General features: G+C 63.0%; 16 protein-coding genes. 12 read left to right on the top strand and 4 right to left on the bottom strand.

Annotated features, from left to right (window positions below):
- Positions 1–17: 17 nt before the first annotated feature.
- A complete protein-coding gene (locus AC3RCE_RS13470) occupies positions 18–548 on the bottom strand; it encodes a putative pterin-binding protein (RefSeq protein WP_492253227.1) in 531 nt (176 codons plus the stop codon).
- Between the two features lie 276 nt (positions 549–824).
- On the opposite strand from AC3RCE_RS13470, the gene AC3RCE_RS13465 reads away from it, so the two are divergent.
- The 7 genes from AC3RCE_RS13465 (at position 825) to AC3RCE_RS13435 (ending at position 8,505) form a co-directional block, all read left to right on the top strand.
- Positions 825–1,169 carry an ArsR/SmtB family transcription factor gene (locus AC3RCE_RS13465; RefSeq protein WP_492253226.1) on the top strand — a complete coding sequence of 115 codons (345 nt, stop codon included), beginning with the start codon at positions 825–827 and terminating at the stop codon, positions 1,167–1,169.
- 326 nt (positions 1,170–1,495) lie between these two features.
- The gene (locus tag AC3RCE_RS13460; protein ID WP_369642468.1) at positions 1,496–4,462 is read left to right on the top strand and encodes an EAL domain-containing protein; all 2,967 of its coding nucleotides are present in this window, start codon (positions 1,496–1,498) and stop codon (positions 4,460–4,462) included.
- A gap of 15 nt (positions 4,463–4,477) precedes the next feature.
- Entirely contained in the window at positions 4,478–4,807 is a 330-nt protein-coding gene (locus tag AC3RCE_RS13455; protein ID WP_492253225.1) for a hypothetical protein, read from the top strand.
- Positions 4,804–5,646: an HDOD domain-containing protein gene (locus AC3RCE_RS13450; RefSeq protein WP_218295003.1), complete on the top strand. Its 843-nt coding sequence runs from the start codon at positions 4,804–4,806 to the stop codon at positions 5,644–5,646. The genes AC3RCE_RS13455 and AC3RCE_RS13450 overlap by 4 nt, the downstream gene beginning before the upstream one ends.
- 14 nt (positions 5,647–5,660) lie before the next feature.
- Entirely contained in the window at positions 5,661–6,614 is a 954-nt protein-coding gene (locus tag AC3RCE_RS13445; protein ID WP_492253224.1) for an ATP-binding protein, read from the top strand.
- A gap of 3 nt (positions 6,615–6,617) precedes the next feature.
- Positions 6,618–7,955 carry a response regulator c-di-GMP phosphodiesterase, NosR family gene (nosR, locus tag AC3RCE_RS13440; protein WP_492253223.1) on the top strand — a complete coding sequence of 446 codons (1,338 nt, stop codon included), beginning with the start codon at positions 6,618–6,620 and terminating at the stop codon, positions 7,953–7,955.
- Between the two features lie 16 nt (positions 7,956–7,971).
- Complete coding sequence (locus tag AC3RCE_RS13435) at positions 7,972–8,505, top strand: response regulator (protein WP_218295004.1); 534 nt, start codon at positions 7,972–7,974, stop codon at positions 8,503–8,505.
- Positions 8,506–8,559: 54 nt separating this feature from the next.
- Here AC3RCE_RS13435 and AC3RCE_RS13430 read toward each other — a convergent pair whose 3' ends face one another.
- On the bottom strand, positions 8,560–11,580 hold the full coding sequence (locus tag AC3RCE_RS13430) for an EAL domain-containing protein (protein WP_492253222.1): 3,021 nt from the start codon (positions 11,578–11,580) through the stop codon (positions 8,560–8,562).
- A 247-nt stretch (positions 11,581–11,827) separates the two neighbouring features.
- On the opposite strand from AC3RCE_RS13430, the gene AC3RCE_RS13425 reads away from it, so the two are divergent.
- From AC3RCE_RS13425 to AC3RCE_RS13405, 5 genes are all read left to right on the top strand, one after another.
- Positions 11,828–13,702 carry a TOL_0244 family TonB-dependent receptor gene (locus AC3RCE_RS13425; protein WP_492253221.1) on the top strand — a complete coding sequence of 625 codons (1,875 nt, stop codon included), beginning with the start codon at positions 11,828–11,830 and terminating at the stop codon, positions 13,700–13,702.
- The gene (locus tag AC3RCE_RS13420) at positions 13,699–14,274 is read left to right on the top strand and encodes a TOL_0243 family YfiR-like periplasmic protein (RefSeq protein WP_218295007.1); all 576 of its coding nucleotides are present in this window, start codon (positions 13,699–13,701) and stop codon (positions 14,272–14,274) included. Before AC3RCE_RS13425 ends, AC3RCE_RS13420 begins: the two co-directional genes overlap by 4 nt.
- The gene (locus AC3RCE_RS13415; protein WP_492253220.1) at positions 14,275–15,801 is read left to right on the top strand and encodes a sensor histidine kinase, YfiR-like protein-associated; all 1,527 of its coding nucleotides are present in this window, start codon (positions 14,275–14,277) and stop codon (positions 15,799–15,801) included.
- Positions 15,788–16,228, top strand: a complete 441-nt coding sequence (locus tag AC3RCE_RS13410; protein WP_218338576.1) for a response regulator — start codon at positions 15,788–15,790, stop codon at positions 16,226–16,228. Before AC3RCE_RS13415 ends, AC3RCE_RS13410 begins: the two co-directional genes overlap by 14 nt.
- 196 nt (positions 16,229–16,424) lie before the next feature.
- Positions 16,425–17,240, top strand: coding sequence for an SDR family NAD(P)-dependent oxidoreductase (locus AC3RCE_RS13405; protein ID WP_492253219.1), 816 nt, complete (start codon positions 16,425–16,427; stop codon positions 17,238–17,240).
- 75 nt (positions 17,241–17,315) lie between these two features.
- On the opposite strand, the gene AC3RCE_RS13400 is transcribed toward AC3RCE_RS13405, so the two are convergent.
- Entirely contained in the window at positions 17,316–18,740 is a 1,425-nt protein-coding gene (locus AC3RCE_RS13400) for an MATE family efflux transporter (protein WP_492253218.1), read from the bottom strand.
- Positions 18,724–19,230: a MaoC family dehydratase gene (locus tag AC3RCE_RS13395; RefSeq protein ID WP_492253217.1), complete on the bottom strand. Its 507-nt coding sequence runs from the start codon at positions 19,228–19,230 to the stop codon at positions 18,724–18,726. The genes AC3RCE_RS13400 and AC3RCE_RS13395 overlap by 17 nt, the downstream gene beginning before the upstream one ends.

The raw sequence follows: 19,230 nt of genomic DNA, 5'->3' as shown, positions 1-19,230 counted from the left end.
GATCAAGGGCCCAGGCGCTAGCGGATGCGCAGCACGTTCAGCTGCCAGGCCGCGCGGTTGTAGTACAGCTCGCTGCGCAATTCCGCCTTGGTATCGAACGGGTAGATGATGAAAAGCGGGCCTTTCTCGCGCACGCGCATGGGGCGGTTGTTCATGAGGCGGGCGATGATCACGTCGTGGCGCGTGGCGTCATCCACGGGAATCTCCGTCTTGTAGTCGTTCAGCGCCACGGCCGTGATGCTCGTCCCCTTCGCCCCGACCGCCGCCAGGACATCCCGCAGGAGCGGGCCGGTGAAGGAGACCGCGCTGGGATACCACGGCGTCTGGGTGGAGAAGCTGTGCTGGGGCAGCTTTTCCAGCATCGCCATGTCGAACTGGGCCTGCGAACCGTTGTTCGCCTGGCTGATCGCCCCCTCGATGGTGAGGACCACGGGACCCGTGGGCTTGTCCAGCGCATGGGTTGCGGACCCTGCCAGCGCGAATCCGACCAGAACCGCCACTTTCACCCAGCAGGCAACGCAACGTGCCGCCGAAAACCTGGAGAGCATGTCGACCCCCTTTTTTGCAACAGTCTTACAGACTGTCGCTCAAAATGTAAACTGATTTGTGGCCGGTGCCTGTTGTTTCAGTGTGAGGTATCGTTTTTGGGCGGCCGCGGCACGCGCTGCACCCGCCGCCCGCGAGGCCCCCGGGCTGAAGGCGCGCTCTGAAGCATCAAAATCCGAAGGCGCTGCTGAAACCCGGGCCGGCGATGATGTCCCGCGCTGGCGCAGACTTGTTCCCTCGCAACCCATGACACCTGAATCGAAACCACAGCGATGACCATGCCCATCGACACCGCGAGCGACCTCGACCGACTTCGCCGCGCCTCCGACGCTGCCTGCCGCCTGATGAAAGTGCTGTCCAACCCCGACCGCCTTCTCCTCCTGTGCCAGCTCACGCAAGGCGAGAAAAGGGTGGGGGAGCTGGAAGCACTGGTGGGCGTTTCCCAGCCGACCCTGTCCCAGCAACTGGGCGTACTGCGCGAAGAACGCCTGGTGAACACGCGCCGGGAAGGGAAACACATCTACTATGAGGTCGCCAGTCCGCAGGCCCTGGCGGTCTTGGACGTGCTGTTCGAGCAATTCTGCGCCGCCCCGCCAGGGGCTCCCTCCATCCCGCCGGGTTGACGGGCGTCTACCGCGTCCGGCGCAAAAAATGGTGTGCAAGGGGCCGCGGCACCGGCGCATATTCTCCGCGCAAAGCGCCTTCGCGTTGCTGGGAATACCCTCGTGGTGCATTGATCGCAATATCGTGACAAGCGGCAACGAGATGGGTAAAGTTGCCAGCAAGCCTTGTGCGCCGCAGCGGGCTATTGCGGCCCTTGGGCACTGATCAATGAGGAAGCATCCGGCTCACGGCCGGCCTTGCTTCATTCTTCGCAACGCATGGCCAATTTCAGAGTCGAGGGTCCCCCTTTGAGTCGCAAATACCCGACGCCGTTGAACGAACTCGGTTGCGTCCCTTTCCCCGGCGGCAAAGGCTTTCTGCAATGAGTACCCACACAGTCGAAGGCACCCCCTTCGACACGGAGGTTCATCTGTCCGATGCCGACTACCAGCGGCTGGTGGAGCAGGTGCAAGCGGCCGTATTTGTGATTCGCAAGGGCAGATTCCTCTTCGTGAACCCCAAGCTCGTGGAGCTTTTCGGCTACACCAAGGAGGAAATGCTGGAAAGCATGGATCCCATGCTGCTGTGCGCGCCAGAGCACCGGGACATGGTGCGCGAGCAGGCCAATGCGCGGGTCGCCGGAGTCCCCGGCAAAGCCTATGAGATCGAATGCCTGCGAAAGAATGGCGAGAAGTTCAATGCCCAGGTATGGGGCGTGCGGATCTTTCTGGGGGAGGAAGCGGCGGATCTGGTCACGCTGCACGATGTCAGCGCCATTCGAACGGCGACCCGCTACGCGCAGCAACGCGCTCAGTTGTTCAGCAATGCCGAGGAACTCGCCCGCATCGGCTCCGCCGAGATGGATCTGGTGTCAGGCACCGTCACCCTGTCGTCCGGCATGCACGCCATCTTCGGAATCCCCCAGACGGACGCTCCGGCCGGAAAGGACTGGCTGCTGGCCCGGGTTCCCGCTGTGGAACGGCCGTATGTGCAGGCGATCAGCGAAGGCGTGTCACCTGACGATGTCTGCGAATTCCAGCACCGCATCGTTCATTCGGACGGCAGTTTGCGCACGGTGCTGCACCGCGTGCTGGCCGACGCCGACGACGAGGGCCGGGTGGTCAGGACGGTCACGCTCCTGCAGGACATCACGCTGCAGCGCGCGGCGGAGCAGCGGCTGGACAAGCTTGCGAACACGGATGAAGTGACCGGATTGCCCAACCGCAGCGCGTTGACGGAGTATCTTGATACGAGGATGCGCGAGGCGGCGCGGGAAGGGCGGCAGATTGCCGTCCTGAGCGTGGAGATCGACCGGCTCAAGCTCGTGAGTGAATCGCTGGGCTACGCGGCAGGGGACCAGCTGCTCATGGAGGTGGGAACGCGGCTGCAGCCCCAGGCGTTCGAGGATGACCTGCTGGCGCACTTTGGCAGTGGCGAGTTTTCGCTGGTGCTGGCGCGCGAGGGCAATGTGGACGAGCAGCTGGCGCGCACCGTCGCGGCCTCGCTGGTGGATGCGCTGTCGCTGCCCGTCGCGATTGGCGACAACGAAATCAAGGTGACGTGCGACATCGGAATATCCCTGTACCCGGCGCACGGCGAGGACCCGGAAAAGCTGCTTCAGCAGGCTCAGGCGGCCATGTACCGTGCCCATGAACTGGGCAAGAACCAGATCTGCGTGTTCAGCTCCGGCATGCACTCCAAGGCCATCTCCAGGCTCGCCATGGAGTCCGGGCTGCGCCGGGCCCTGGAGCGCAATGAGCTTGATCTGCACTATCAGCCCAAGCTGGAACTGGTCAGTGGAACCGTCATTGGCGCCGAGGCCTTCCTGGAGTGGAACTCCCCGGACGGCACCCTGATACCCAGGTCCAGCTATATACGCGTCGCCGAGGAAACCGGCCTTATCGTGCCCATCGGCGAATGGGTGCTTCGCGCTGCCTGCCGCCAGGCGCTGGAGTGGCAGCGTGCCGGGCACGCCAGCTTCCGGATTGCCGTCAACCTCTCGGCCCGCCAGCTCCAGCAGCCTGATCTGGTCCAGCGGATACAAAAGGTGCTCATTGAAACCGGCCTTGATCCCCGGCTGCTGGGACTGGAGATCACCGAAGGCGCCCTGATGGGCGAGAGCACGCGCATCGCGCGGATTCTGGGCGACCTGAAGGCGCTGGGCATCGAGATCTCGCTCGATGATTTCGGGACGGGCTATTCCAGCCTGAGCTACCTGCGCACACTGCCCATCGATGTCGTGAAGGTGGACCGTTCGTTCGTCCACGACGTCACGGCGGCATCGCAGGACGTGTCCATCACGCGCGCCATCATCAACATGGCGCACAGTCTGCAGATGAAGGTGTTGGCGGAAGGCGTGGAAACCGAAGGCCAGCTGGCGCTGCTCATCGCCAACCGCTGCGACCAGATGCAGGGCTTCTACTTCAGCGGCCCCGTCTGCGCCGACGACATGAGCGCGTTGCTGAGCAAAGGCCAGGCACTGCCGGAGCACCTGCTGCTGCGCCGCACCCACCGGCGCACGCTGCTGCTGGTCGATGACGAGGACAGCATCGTTTCGGCGCTGCGCAGGTTGTTGCGCCGCGATGGCTATCACATCGTGACCGCCAACAGCGGTGCGCAGGGCTTGCAGCGGATGGCCGAGAATTCGGTGGACGTGATCGTTTCGGATCAACGCATGCCCGGCATGACGGGGGTGGAGTTTCTGCGCCGGGCCAAGGAGCTGTATCCCGACACCATCCGCATGGTTCTGTCCGGCTATACCGAACTGCAATCCATCACGGATGCCATCAATGAAGGGGCCATCTACAAGTTCCTCACCAAGCCCTGGGATGACGAGAGGCTTCGCAGCCACGTCGCGGAAGCGTTCTCCCAGAAGGAGATGGCGGATGAGAATCGGCGCCTGGCCAATGCGGTGCTCAGTGCCAACGAGGAGCTCAGCGCGGTCAATGACCGCCTGCAACAGCTGCTGGCGAACCAGCGGGAGCAGATCCACCGTGAAGAGAGTAGCCTGAGCGTTGCGCGGGAGGTGCTGGACAATATTCCGGCCGCCGTCATCGGGATCGACCTGGAAGGCATGGTGGCGTTTGTGAACGCGGATGCCGAAGCGCTCTTTGGCACCACGGCGGCTTTGCTCGGGCAGGACGCGGAACAGGTCCTGCCGGAGGATCTTCGCAAGGTGTGGCATTTCGCGGACCAGAGCTACCACGATGTCCAGGTTGCCGGCGGGGCGTTTCGCGTGGTGTGCAGATCGGTGGGAGGGGAAAATCATTCACGGGGGCGGCTGCTGGTCCTGGTTCCCAGCAGCGCGGCCTGACACCTACGGACTCCCATGCAAGCTCTTTCCACCTCGATTGAATGGACCCCGGAGGGGATGCTCCTGGCCCAGCCGGTGCTGGACGCGCACGGACAGCTTCTGCTCCCGGCGGGGACGCCCATCACGCGCGGGATCCTGAACAGCCTGCAGCAGCGGGGAATCGACACCGTCTTCGTCAATCCGCCGGAAGGTGTTTCGGGCATTGTCGACAAGCTGGATCCAGCCACACAGCAGGCACAGACGGAAAAACGCCTGCTGCATCTGTTCCGGCCTGCCATGCGGGCCGGCCAGCTCAATCCGCTGTTTCATCTGATCCTGCGATATCGCTCCACGGAGACACCATGAAGCAGCTCACTGCAGATGCCATATTGCGCAGTGTCCATGAGCTGCCGGCGCTGCCCGCGGTGGTGCTGGAACTGATCCAGTCCTTTGGGGACAGCCATGTTTCCGCCGAACAGCTGGCCGTGAAGATATCGCACGACCAGGCCATCGCCGCCAAGACGCTTCGGCTGGCGAACTCTTCCTTCTATGGCCTTCCTCGCCAGGTCACCTCCATCGCAGAGGCCACCGCGATTCTCGGGCTTCGCACCCTGCGCAGCGTGGCCACGGCCGCGGGATTGGTGGGCGGTTTTGCGAACTCCCGCTGCCAAGGGTTCGACTTTGATGCGTTCTGGCGCCATGCGATCGGTACGGCACTCACCGCCAGAGCCTTGGCGCAGCGCACGCGATTGGACGAGGATGCGGCGTTCACGCTGGGGCTGGTGCATGACATCGGGCGGCTGGTGCTCGTGAGCTCCTACGAGGACGAGTATGCCCAGGCCATTGCTTACCAGCTGGAACACGATTGCCTGATGCATGCCGCGGAGCGCCACTACTTTGGTGTTGACCATGCCGAGGTCGGCGGGGTGATCGCGGAGCATTGGCATTTTGCGCCGGAGATTGTTGCGGCCATTTCATGCCACCACCGCCCGCCGCCTGCCAGCGGCCTGTGCCTGACGGACCTCGTGCATGTCGCCGACAACATTGCGCACGGCCTGGATCTTTCTCACAAGGAAAACGATATGGTGCCCTTGCTGGCCCTGGATGCCTGGGGCAGACTGGCACTGGCCGACGGTGACTACATGGCAGTTTTCGATGCGGTGGCAGAGCAGCATGAGGTTGTCTGCCACGCACTCCTGGCCTGAAAGAGGTGCCCTACATGAATTCTCACGACCCACTACTTCGCGAAAGCACCGTGGACAGGCCGTCGGCCGTGTCGTCCCCTGACACCACGGAAGACAGGGTCAAGGAGCTGCTGCGATCCAACGAAGAGTTGACGCAGCTCAATGCAAAGCTCTCGGATGCGCAGGACAAGCTGATGCAGTCGGAAAGGATGGCATCCATCGGGCAGCTGGCCGCGGGTGTCGCCCACGAAATCAACAACCCCATTGGATTCATATTCTCCAATTTCGGCACCCTGGAGCGCTATCTGAGCGACCTGTTCCAGATGCTCGCGGCCTATGAAGAGGCGGAGTCTGCGCTCGGTGATACCCCGGTGGCGGTGCGCCTCAAGGCATTGCGCGAAAAAATAGAGCTGGATTTCCTGAAGGAAGACATTCCCTCCTTGATGGCGGAATCGAAAGACGGCATTACCCGCGTGCGCAACATCGTTCAGAACCTCAAGGACTTCTCGAGGGTGGACACCTCCCAGAAGTGGGTGCTGGCCGATCTGCACCACGGCATCGATTCCACCCTGAACATCGTCAACAACGAAATCAAATACAAGGCGGACGTTGTCAAGGCATATGGGGAGCTTCCCGACATCGAGTGCCTTCCCTCCGAACTCAACCAGGTCTTCATGAACCTCCTGGTCAATGCCGCCCATGCCATCCAGGCGGACAGGGGCACTATCACCATCCTCACCGGCGCCGACGACTCGCGGGTGTGGGTGGAGATCCAGGACACGGGCGAGGGCATCGTCAAGGAGAATCTGGGGCGCATCTTCGATCCGTTCTTCACCACCAAGGCGGTCGGCAAGGGCACCGGGCTGGGCCTTTCGCTTTCGTACGGAATCGTCAAGAAGCACCTGGGAAGCATCGATGTCTTCAGCGAACCGGGTGTCGGGACGCGCTTTCGCGTCACACTGCCGATACGCCACGCAGCGGAGGCGTAAGGGGTGAACTCCGATATCGACGTCACGGCCGCTCTTCCGACCTTGTCTCCGGAGGTCGGCCAATCGCGGGAGGATGCACGCGTCTGGCGAATTCTTTGCGTGGACGACGAGCCCAACATCGTGGCTTCGCTCAAGCGCCTGTTCCGGGGCAGTGGATACCAGGTAACGACCGCCACCAGCGGTGCCGAGGCGATTGCCCAGATGGAGCAGGAACCCGTGGACCTGATCTTCTCCGACATGCGGATGCCAGGAATGAGCGGCGCCCAGTTGCTGGAGCAGGTGCGCCAGCGCTGGCCCCGAACGACGCGAATCCTGTTGACGGGCTACGCGGACATCGGATCCACCATCGCGGCCATCAACAGCGGTGAAGTCTATCGGTACATCACCAAGCCCTGGGATGACGGGGAAGTGCTTGCGACGGCCCACCAGGTGTTCGAGCGCCATGCCCTGGAGCATGAGAAGGACCGCCTGGAGGCACTTCTCAGGTCCAAGAACCAGGCATTGATGGAGCTCAATGAGACCCTGGAGGAAAAGGTTGCTGCGCGAACCAGTGAGTTGCTCCAGCTGAGCCAGAAGATCAAGAAAAACTACCTCACTTCCATCAAGGTGTTCTCCAACCTGATGGAGTGGAGGGGAGGGCAGCTCTCTGGCCATTCACGGCGCGTGGCGGACCTGGCCCGCCGCACCGCGCGCGCCATGAACATGAGCGAGGCGGACCAGCAGGACGCGTTCATCGCCGGCTTGATGCACGACATCGGCCAGATCGCCTTGCCCGATATCCTGCTGGCCCGGCCTGTTCCCAAGCTATCCGAGGAAGAAACCGTCCAGTACCGCCGTCACGCCGTGCTCGGGGAGCAGGCGCTCATGGCGCTTGACGACATGCAGGCGGTGGCCAACATCATCCGAAGCCACCATGAGCGGCACGACGGCCTGGGCTATCCGGATGGCCTGGTGGGGGAGATGATTCCCATGGGCGCGTGCATTCTCGCCGTGGCGGACACGTATGACGACCTGCAAATCGGCCACCTCAGCTCCACGCCCTTGAATGCCGCGGATGCCAGGTCGATGATCGCGCGGGGCAGGGGGACCCAGTTCCACCCCGAAGTCGTTGATGTCTTCCTGCAAATGCTGCTGAAGGCTGCGCCCGGCGCGGAAACGCCCCCGCGAATGCTGCGCACCGTACAGCTGCGGCCGGGAATGATCTTGGCGCGGGACCTCCTGTCCACCGAAGGCGCCGTGCTGCTCGCGGCGGACCACGTGCTGACGGCCGAGCTGATCAAGCGGCTGAGGTTGCGCGAGGGACGGGACGGTATTGAAATGATCCTGCCGATCAAACCGTAATACGAAGGACTCAGGCATGCAGAGAATTCTCCTACTGGATGACGAGCCCCATGTCCTGGCGGCGATAAAGCGGAGCCTGCGAGCGGGACTCGGGGCTGATCTGCGCATTGAAGAAACGGTGGAACCGGAAGTGGCATTGGCCAAGCTGAGAGAGGCCGTTTTCGATGTGGTGATTTCGGACTACCGGATGCCCCTGATGACCGGCGTGGAGTTTCTGAGCCTCGTGCGGACCATTCAGCCCAGGGCGGTGCGGATGGTGCTGAGCGCATCGTCAGATTCGGAAAACCTGATGCGGGCGGTCAATGATGCGGAAGTCTTCCGCTACCTGCTGAAACCTTGGGATGAGAAAGACCTTCTCGGGCATGTGCGCTCGGCCCTGGAGCGGGCCGATCAGCTTCGCCACGAGAACGATCTGGCCGATGTCGGGCGTCACGAGTTTGGCCAACTCAGCGCCACGGAACTGGAACGCCGCCGATTGGAGGCTCTGGAGCCAGGACTGACCCATGTGACATGGGGGCCGAATGGAGAGGTCCTGGGGCCGGACAGCTAAGGACCGCGGCCCCACCGCCCGGGCCTTCAAAATCCCCGGGGCGGTTTGCGCCATTCAAGCGCCTTTGCGCTGGGCAGCGTCATGGTGCCTGAATGCTTCGCGGATATTTTCCCGCAGCAGATCGTCGTCCCAGGGCTTCGTCAGAAATTTATAGATGGCGCCTCGGTTGATCGCGTCCGAAATGGATTCCAGATCGGTATACCCGGAAAGAACAATCCGGATAGTTTCAGGGTAAAGCTCCCGCGCCCGGGAGAGAAATTCCGTTCCAGACATCTCGGGCATGCGCTGGTCCGAAAGAATGACCTGCACTTCTTGCTGCGCCAGGATGTCGAAACCATCTTTTGCACTGTTGGCGGTCAATATTTCATACCCATCACGCCGCAACAGACGCCGCATCGAAGCCAGTATTCCTGGTTCATCGTCCACGATCAGAATTCTCTTGGGGGGTTCTGCGGATTTTTCGGGAATCCTGAGGGTGACGCCATCGGCCAGCAGGCGTCCAAAATCCTCGGCAGGTACCGGCCTGCTGAAATAGTACCCCTGGATTTCATCGCACTTCTTGCGATGCAGATAGCTCATTTGCGCCTCTGTTTCCACGCCTTCGGCAATGACCTTGAGCTTGAGATTGTGGGCCAGGTCGATGATCGCAGTGCAGATCGCAGCGGCATCGGGGTCGTAGATGACCTCTTTGACGAAACTCTGGTCGATTTTCAAATAATCGATGGGAAACCGCTTCAGATAGGCCAGCGAAGAATAGCCCGTCCCAAAATCATCGATCGCCAGGCGGACACCCATTTCACGGATGTCGTGGAGGCGCTGGATGTTCACGTCAATATCCTCCATGAAGAGGCTTTCCGTGATCTCGATATCGATGGGGACTTCACCGCCCTTGCTGCCTTTCAGGCAAAGGCCGAGGATCTTCGAGAAATCGGACCGCCGCATCTGGACGGCTGAAACATTCACGGCGATCCTTGGAGGTGTCAATCCTTGGCTGCGCCACTTGTCATGGTCGCGAATGGCTCTTTCCAGAACCCATTGGCCCACATCGATGATCATTCCCGTTTCTTCGAGGATGGGAATGAAAACCGAAGGTGGAACCAATCCTGACTCGGGGTCATTCCAGCGAATGAGTGCCTCCATGCCGGTGATTTTTCCGTCAAGGAGCGCGACCTTGGGCTGGTAGTGCAGAACGAACTCGTCGTTCTCCAAGGCCCTGTGCAGCTTGCTTTCTATGCTCAGCTGGCTGTGCACACGGGTATTCATCGAGGCGGTATAGAACTGATACCGTCCCTTGGCCGCACCGGCCTCGCGCGATGCGGCTTCCGCATGCGCAAACAGCATGTCCGCCTCCCGCCCATCGTCCGGATAGAGGGATATGCCTGTGCGAAAAGTCAGGTACAGCTCTTTCCCCTCCACAACGAATGGACGGTCCATCAAGGGGAATATCTTTTCCGACAAAAGATGCGCTATTTCCGCGGGAACACTGCGATAGGTCGCAATGATGCCGAAATGATCGGCACCCATTCTGGCAATCTTGTCGTTGGAGCCCAGGGCTTCCACCAGCCGCCTGGCCACCGCCTGGATCACCGCGTCTCCCGCATGCCTGCCCAGGGTATCGTTGATATTCTTGAACCGGTCGATGTTCATCCAGACCAAGGCCACAGACGCCGCGTCCTCCGCAGTGCTGGCGGCGCCTTGAATCAGCTGGTCCAGGCGGTCCTGCAACAGGCTTCTATTGGGAAGCCCCGTCAGTGCATCGTAGTAGGCCAGGTAATTGAGCCGCTCGGATTTTTCAAGATGGTCCAGCGAGAAGGCAATGTCAGAGGCCAGTTCTTGCAGAAGCTGGATTTCGGCATCATCAAAGAAATCTCTCTCGGACGAATACAGTGCCATCAGTCCGATGACTTTCTTGTTGACCGACAGCGGGAACAGGCCAAAGCTCTGAAATCCCCTGTTGATTGCCTCATCCCTCAGGACAATTCTCGGGTCGGTTCTGACGTCCTGAACCAGGATGGTTTCCGAGCTCCCGACGCATTCGCCCACCAGGCCGTGGTTCTCACGTTCGAGAACATTCAGCCCCATGGGAATGTGCTCGATGTAATCTTCTCCGGCCCCTGCCCAGGCTGCCGCCGCCACATGCTGCTCTTCCATGTCAGCGATGCCGATCCAGGCCAGGCGAAAGCCCCCTGCATTGACGGCGATCTGGCAGGCCTCGTGAAACAGCTCTTTGCGATCCTGCGTCCGCACGATCAGCGAGTTGATGCTGCTCAATACCGCATAGATCCTGTTGAGACGCTTGACCTTGAGTTCCGCATTCTTGCGCTCGGTGATGTCCACCACGGAGCCCGCCATATAGGTTGCCTTGCCGCTTTCATCCCAGACAGCTTGCCCTTTGGCATGCGACCAGCGGTAGGAGCCATCCTTGGCGAGTGCCCGGTATTCGACGTCGTAGGGAACCTGCTGCCTGATGTGGGCAGCGAAAGCGTCCAGCACCATCTGGCGGTCGGACGGCTCCAGCAGGCCCAGCCACGCCGCCGCGGTATTTTCTATTTCATGGTCCTGGTAGCCCAGGCGAAATTTCCATTGCGCGGAGATTTGCGCGATGCCCGTGTCGACATTCCAGTCCCACACATCGCCGGTGGAGGCCGCCAGCCGAAACCGCAATTCGCTGTGCCTTAGCGCCTCCTGCGTGCGCTTTTGCTCGCGTGCGGACAGGGCGTCATTGAGGGCGCGGCGGACCGCGGGGGCCAGCCGCCCCAGGTCATGCTTGAGGATGTAGTCCGTCGCCCCGCTCTTGAGGGCATTGATGGCGTTCTCTTCCCCGATGGTTCCCGACACGAAGATGAACGGGACGTCCGGACACACCTCCCTGGCCACCGACAGGGCATCGAGGCCACTGAAGCGCGGCATGCTGAAGTCGGACAGGATGATGTCCGGCACATCCACCCGCAGCTCATGGCGCAGCCGCTCCTCGGTGTCCGCGCGGCGGCTCGTGAAGTTGAACGCCGCGCGCCGCAACGCGTGCGCTACGAGTTCCGCGTCGTTGGGCTCATCCTCGACCATCAGGATATTCAAGGGGACCACTTGCAAATATTCCTCCTGCCACAGGGACACCCCTGTGGAACACTGCCGTGTGGAGACGAGTCTAGGGGGCTGCACCCCAGGTATCAAGAGATTCTTAATTTGCGCGGTTCGCGTGCGCGGCCGCCGTTGAACGGTAGGCAATACCCGGTTTTCAACCTACCATTGTTTCCAAGTCGGCGCTGACGGCTTGGCATCCACAAACCCGGGGAGGCAGGCGGTGATTCAACCCAGAGCATGCTTGGCAGGATTGCTGGCCCTGTCCCTGTCGCCGATCCAGGCCCAGGATAACAAAGCCTCCGCGCTTGCCGAACTCTCACTGGAAGAACTGGCAAGCATCCAGATCACCTCCGCGGCCCGGCACCCCGAGTTCCTCGGGGATGCTTCCGCCGCCATCTTTGTGATCACCTCCGACAGCATCCGCCGCTCCGGCGCCTCCACGCTGCCCGAGGCATTGCGGCTGGCGCCCAATCTCCAGGTGGCCCGCCTGGACGCGAGCCAGTACGCGATCAGCGCGCGCGGTTTCAACAATGCCATTGGCAACAAGCTGCTGGTGTTGATCGACGGCCGCACGGTCTACACGCCGTTTTTCTCCGGGGTGTTCTGGGACCAACAGGACGTCATGCTGGAAGATGTTGACCGGATAGAGGTCATCAGTGGACCGGGAGGTACCTTGTGGGGCGCCAACGCCGTCAATGGCGTGATCAACGTGATCACGAAATCCTCCGCCAGCACCCAGGGCGGGCTTGTCGCCGTGGGTGCCGGCAATCAGGGCCGGGACGCATCGTTCCGATATGGCGGCGTGCTGGGAGGAGGGGGGACGTTCCGTGTCTACGCCAAGGGCGACGCGACCCGGCCCGTGGTACAGACCGGAAGTGCCGCGGCAACGGATGGACGTTCGCGCGGGCAAATGGGATGGCGCGCGGACTGGGTGGACAACGGCAGCGAACTGACCTTTCAGGGCGACGTATACGCTGGGGCCACCGACAGCCGCGGCCTGTTTGGCCGCTTTGACCTGGGGCGGGTGGAGGCGTCGGGGGGCAACGTTCTTGGGCGCTTGACGCGAAAACTTCCGGCAGGGCAGGACGTTCGCCTGCAGGCCTACTACGACTATACGGACCGCAAGGATGCCTTCCTCTACCAGCCGCGGCAACGGGTTCTGGATGTGGAGTTCCAGCATGGCGTGCCCCTGGGAGCCCACCGGCTGCTGTGGGGCGGGGGATACAGGCAGGCCCGGGACGACATCCGCCCTGGCGTGATATTTGGATTCACGCCGGCAGCAGCTTCGCTGCGCTGGGCCAATGTGTTTGTGCAGGATGAATTCAAGCTGACCGACCGCCTCAACCTGACGCTTGGCACCAAACTGGAGAAGAATGACTTCACGGGGATGGAGTCGCTTCCGAGTGCCCGCTTCGAATGGAAACCGAGCCCGCAGCAGCTATGGTGGGGCGCCGTGTCGCGGGCGGTACGGGCCCCGGCACGCCTGGACCGCGACATACGCCTGCCCCCGACCCCCCCATTTCTGATCGCCGGAGGCCCGGATTTCCAGTCGGAAATCGCCAAGGTGCTGGAGCTGGGCTACCGCTCCCAGCCCTCGGCCTCGCTCTCCTACTCCGTCACCGCCTTTCAGCACCATTGGGACAAATTGCGCAGCGGTCAGCGTCCTCCCGGGGCACAGGTGCAGAACATGATCGAGGGAAAGACCTGGGGCCTGGAAGCCTGGGGTGAATGGCATGCGGCACGCCATCTGCGCCTTGCGGGCGGGCTGTCCTTGCTGCGCAAGAATCTTCGGGTCCTGCCGGGCAGCTCGGACCCCGAGGGGCCCCGCGCGCTGGGCAATGATCCCCGCCACCAGTGGATGCTGCGTGCCGGGCTCAATCTGCCCCACCGCCAGGAGCTCGATGTCATCGTGCGCAGGGTAGGGGCCTTGCCGGACCCCGCCGTGCCTGCGTACACGGCCGTCGATCTGCGTTTTGGCTGGACGGTGCGGCCTGGCGTTGAACTGTCGATCGTGGGCCAGAACCTGTTCGACGGATCCCACCCGGAATTCAATGCGGCACTGAACCGCAGGGAAATTCCGCGCAACGTGGCGTTGCGAGTCAGGTGGTCTCTGTGAACACCTGGAGATCGCCGTGGCGGCTGGAGCGAGGGGTGGCGCTGTGGGTGCTCCTGGTCGGCCTGGCCTGCGGGCCCTGCGCCGCCCAGCCGGACTGGCCGAACGACGAGTCGCAGATCAAGGCCGCGTTCCTGTACAAGTTTGCCGGGTATGTGGATTGGCCCGAAGGCTTCCTGGGCAGCGTGGAGACGCCATTCACGATCGGCGTGCTGGGGGCCGATCCCATTGCAGATGAACTGGTGCAGATCGTCCAGGGGCGCAAGATCCATTCGCGCAGCATCGTGGTGAGCCGGCTCAAGGCCGGAGACCCGCTGGAGGACGTGGCGATCCTGTTTGTGGGCAAGGGGGACGCCGCCCGCCTGAAACCCGTGCGGGGCACATTGCAGGCGCAGCCCATCCTGGTAGTCACCGAGGAGCCCGCAGGCCTTGCGCTGGGCGGCATGATCAATTTTCTGCTGGTGGATCGCCATGTGCGTTTCGAGGTTGCGCTGGCGCCCGTGGAAAAAAGCGGGCTGCGCCTCAGCTCCCGCTTGCTCGCGGTGGCCCAGAGAGTCCACGCCGAAGGGCGCTAGATGCTCAACGCCATAGCACGCTCGCTGCGCCACAAGTTCGCGTTGGCGATGCTCGCGGCAACCTTCGTGTCGCTGTCGGTGGCGGGAACCGCGCTCGCCCTGTATGAACTCCAGGCCTACAAGCAGAACGTGACCAGTGACCTGCTGACGCAGGCCGAAATCCTGGGGCGCGCGACAGGCCCCGCCCTGGCGTTTGACGACCACAAATCCGCGGAGGAAAACCTGTCCCTGCTGGAAACCCGGCGCCAGATCCGGGCAGCCGCCATTTACAACGCCCGCGGAAAGATGGTGGCCCAGTACCGCGGTGCGGGTGCCCATGCCGAGCACAAGGTCCCTGCATTGCCCGAAGCCGACGGCGTGCGACTGCAAGACGGCGAACTGGTCGTTTTCAAGCGGATTCTCGAAAACAAGGAGATCGTCGGAACGGTCTACATGAGCGCGGACTACGAACTGGCGCAACGGTTTCGGGGCTACCTGGGCATCCTCGCGAGCGTCATGGGGCTGAGCCTGCTGGTGGCGGCAGGCATGTCGGCATGGCTTCAGTCGGCCCTGACCAAGCCCATCCTGGCCGTCACGAACGTGGCGCGCCAGGTGACGGAGCGCAAGGACTTTTCACTGCGCGTGCAGAAGACGACGAAGGACGAGCTGGGCTATCTGGCGGATGCGTTCAACGACATGCTGTCGGAGATCGGCCGGCGCGCCGAAGACCTGGAAACGGCCAACAGGGCCCTGGAGCGCGAAGCGCAGGAGCGCCGGCGCGCCGACCAGGACGTGCGCCAGCTCAACGCGGAGCTGGAACAGCGGGTGTCCCAGCGCACCTTGCAGCTGGAAACCGCCAACCAGGAACTGGAGAGCTTCAGCTACTCGGTGTCGCATGACCTGCGCGCGCCCCTGCGGTGGATCGTTGGCTTCTCCGAGGCGCTGATGGAAGACCACGGCGCGAACCTGGACGACGAGGCCCGGCGGAAAATCCAGATCATCCAGAACGAGGGGCGGCGCATGGGCGTGCTCATCGACGACCTGCTCGCCTTTTCTCGGCTGGGGCGGCGTGCGCTCAAGGTGAGTGACGTGGAGATGGGGGCGCTGGTGCTGGCCACCTGGAATGCGCTCAAGGAGCGCGAGGATTTCAGCCGGGTCCAGCTTCACATCGGCGCCATGCCCGTGGCGACGGGAGACCGCGTGCTCCTCGGACAGGTGTGGACCAATCTGTTGTCGAACGCCCTCAAATTCAGCTCGAAACAGGAAAATCCACGCATTGAAATCGGTGCCATCACGGACGATCAGGAACACATTTTCTTTGTGCGTGACAATGGTGCCGGATTCAATCCAAAGTACAAGGCCAAGCTGTTCGGCGTTTTTCAGCGCCTGCACGACACCAGCGAATTTCCGGGAACGGGCGTAGGTCTCGCCTTGGTCCAGCGGATAGTCCACCGCCACGGGGGCCGCGTCTGGGCCGATGGCAACCTGGGCGAAGGCGCGACGTTTTATTTCACTGTCCCACGGGAGAGCCGCGATGGAGCTGTTTGAAGAAATCGACATCCTCCTGGTGGAGGACAGTCCCAACGACGCGGAGCTGGCGATCCGCGCCCTGAAGAAGCGGGGATTTGCCAACAAGATGCTGTGGGTCAAGGATGGCGAACAGGCCATCAACTACCTGTTTCGGCTTGGCGAGTATTCGCAACAGCACGATGAAACCAGCCCGAAGCTGGTGCTGCTGGATCTGAAGATGCCGCGGGTGGATGGCATGGAGGTGCTGCGCGCCATCAAGGAGGACCAGCGCACGCGCCGCATTCCCGTGGTGATACTGACGTCGTCCCAGGAAGAGCGGGACCTGACACTGTCCTATGACCTGGGGGTCAACAGCTATGTGGTCAAGCCCATGGACTTTGACGAGATGGCGGATGTGGTCTGTCAGGCCGGGTCGTATTGGCTGACCGTCAACCGCACGCCGTAGCTGGCCCGGGCGGTCATCCGGGATCTTTCATCCAAGGAGAGCGCGGGGTTGCGCAGAGCGTGCCGCGAAGGGATGCTCGAACTCAAGCGCGCTCAATGATATTTGTTATTTAACATAATATACATCGTATAAAGTCAGATGGGAACCACCCAACCCCGCCAGATCCGTGCCGCCATCAGCCGCTACCATCCTCTCCATGACCCTCCCCACCACGACCCCATCCACTCCGTCTTCTTCCATCCACTTCGGCCACCAGGGCCGTGTCTGCATCGTCACTGGCGGCGCCCAGGGCATTGGCGAGGCCTGCGTGCGGCGGTTTGCCGCCGAGGGCGCTAAAACGGTCGTCGCGGATGTGGACGATGCGCGCGGCCAGGCGCTGGCGCAGGAACTGGGCGCGCTGTATGTGCGCTGCGATGTGGGCGACAAGGCGCAGGTGGATGCGCTCGTGGCCCAGACCGTGGCGGCCCACGGCCGCATCGACGTGCTGGTGAACAACGCGGGCATCTTTCGGGCTGCAGACTTTCTGGACGTGACCGAGGCCGACTTTGACGCCGTGCTGCGGGTCAACCTCAAGGGCTCGTTCCTCGTCGGCCAGGCCGTGGCGCGGGCCATGGTGGCACAAAATGGCGGTTGTGGCGGCGGCGCCATCGTCAACATGAGTTCGGTCAACGGCGTGCTAACCATTCCCAACATCTCCAGCTACAACGTGAGCAAAGGCGGCGTGAACCAGCTCACGCGCGTGATGGCCCTGGCGCTGGCTGACAAGAACATTCGCGTGAACGCCGTGGCGCCCGGCACCATCGCCACCGAGCTGGCCGCCAAGGCCGTGCTGACCAGCGACGAGGCCAAGCAGAAGATCATGAGCCGCACCCCCATGAAGCGGCTGGGCGAGCCGTCGGAGATTGCCGATGTGGTGGCCTGGCTGGCCAGCGATGCCGCCAGCTATGTGACCGGCGAGATCGTGACCGTGGATGGCGGGCGTATGACGCTGAACTACACCGTTCCGGTCTGACGCGCCGAATTACTATTGAATTGATAGCTGTCTGCGCTTGATGTACAAGCGCTGTCGGCTATTTTTATTCAATTTTCAAGCCTGCGGCATGCGCCGCAGCAGGCCCGCCATGCTGCGCGGCCAGCCGACCGGGCCGAACCAGGCGCCGCCTGCAATCGCCCAGGCGTTGACCACGCCATACAGCACCAGCGCCACGCCCTGTGCGGCAAACACCGCCGCCAAGCCGCCGCCCCAGCGCAGCGCCAGCCAGCCGCCCGTCACCGCCACCGCCAGGCGCGTGATGTTGCCGATGACGGGCCAGAGCAGGCGCCCTGCCCCTTGCGAGGCAAAGTACAGCACCAGGCCCAGGCCGAAAAAGCCGTACACCGGGCCGACGGTGCGCAGATACAGCGCGCCGGCCTCCAGCATGGCCTGATCGCTGTTGAACAAGGACAGCCACGCGTTGGGAAACGTAGCCGCCCACAAGCCAATCGCCTCGGCCATCACAAACGCCATGCCGGCGCCGATCCAGGTGGCGCGCAAGGCGCGCTCACGCTGGCCCGCGCCAATGCAGGTGCCTACCATGGCCACCAGCGGTGCACCCAGGCCGAAGACCAAGGGCACCAGCAGGTATTCCAGGCGCGACGCGGTGCCGTAGCCCGCGATGGCCGCCGTGCCAAAGCCGCCCACCAGCGCCGTGGTGACGCCGATCGCCAGGTTGGTGGCAACGGTGGAGACCGTGCCCACCAGCCCGACCCGCAGGATGTCCTTGAACAGAGTCCAGCGGAACCGGATGTGCGCCAACGATGGCCGCAGCAGGCTGCGCGGTGACCACAGATACGCTGCCAGCACCACGCTGCCGATCAGGTAGTACGCCATCAGCGCGATGGCCCCGCCAGCGATGCCCAGGCCGGGCATGGGGCCCCAGCCAAAGATGAACAGTGGCGACAACGGCACCAGCACGAAGGCGCCCAGCACCGTGACATAGGCCGGCACGGCCATGTTGCCCGTGCCCCGGATCACGGCCGACAGGGTGTTGAACAGCCACACGAGAAACGCGCCCGCGAACACCCAGTTGGAATAGACCAGCGCGGCATCCAACGCGCCGCCCGTGCCGCCCATGCGGGTGTAGAGCCAGCGCCCTCCTCCCACCACGCCCACGGTGAAAACCAGCGAAAACACCGCCGCAATGGTCAGCGCATGCAGCACCAGTGCGTCGGCATCGTCCCGCCGCCGGGCGCCCAGGGCGCGGGCGATGGCTGACGCGATGCCGCCGCCCATGGCGCCTGCCGAGGTCATCTGCATCAGCATGACCACCGGGAACACCAGGGCCATGCCCGCCAGCGCATCGGTGCCCAGCTTGCCGACAAAGTAGGTCTCGATCAGCCCGACGCCCGCCTGCGCCAGCATGACCAGCACATTGGGCGCCGCCAGCCGCAGCAGCGTGGGCGCGATCGGCGCCTCCAGCAGCATGCGGGTGCGTGGGTTCAGGGGTTCGGTCACGTCAGGCCCCTGCCCCATCGGCCGCAGGCCTGCGCGGCACCACGATGCGCACGGTGGACAGCTGCAGCACATCGCCGTGCTGGTTGCGGGTTTCGCTGCGCACGGTGACCATGCCACGGTCGGGCCTGGATTTGGAGGGCTGGATCTCCAGCACCTCGCTCACCACGTGCAGCACGTCGGTGGCGCGCGTGGGCCGGGGCCAGCTCACCTCGGCGCCCGCGCCGATGATGCCGCCCGCGATCGGCAGGCCGGTGGTGACCTGCAGGCGCATGGTCACGGACGCCGTGTGCCAGCCGCTGGCCGCCAGCCCCCCAAACAGCGTGGCGCGGGCAGCAGTGTCATCCAGGTGGAACGGTTGGGGGTCGAATTGCGCAGCAAAGGTGGTGATCTGCGCTTCGTCCATGGCGTGTTCGCCGCTTTTGAACTGGTCGCCCACGGCCAGATCGTCCAGGTACACGGGCTGCATTCCGGTGGGGGCGGATGCGGTGGAAACAGGGTGAGCGGTCAT

This window comes from Acidovorax sp. GW823-FHT05D11 (assembly GCF_058795695.1).
The sequence above is the reverse complement of the archived record's forward strand: the minus strand, read 5'-3'. Positions and strand labels throughout refer to the sequence as shown.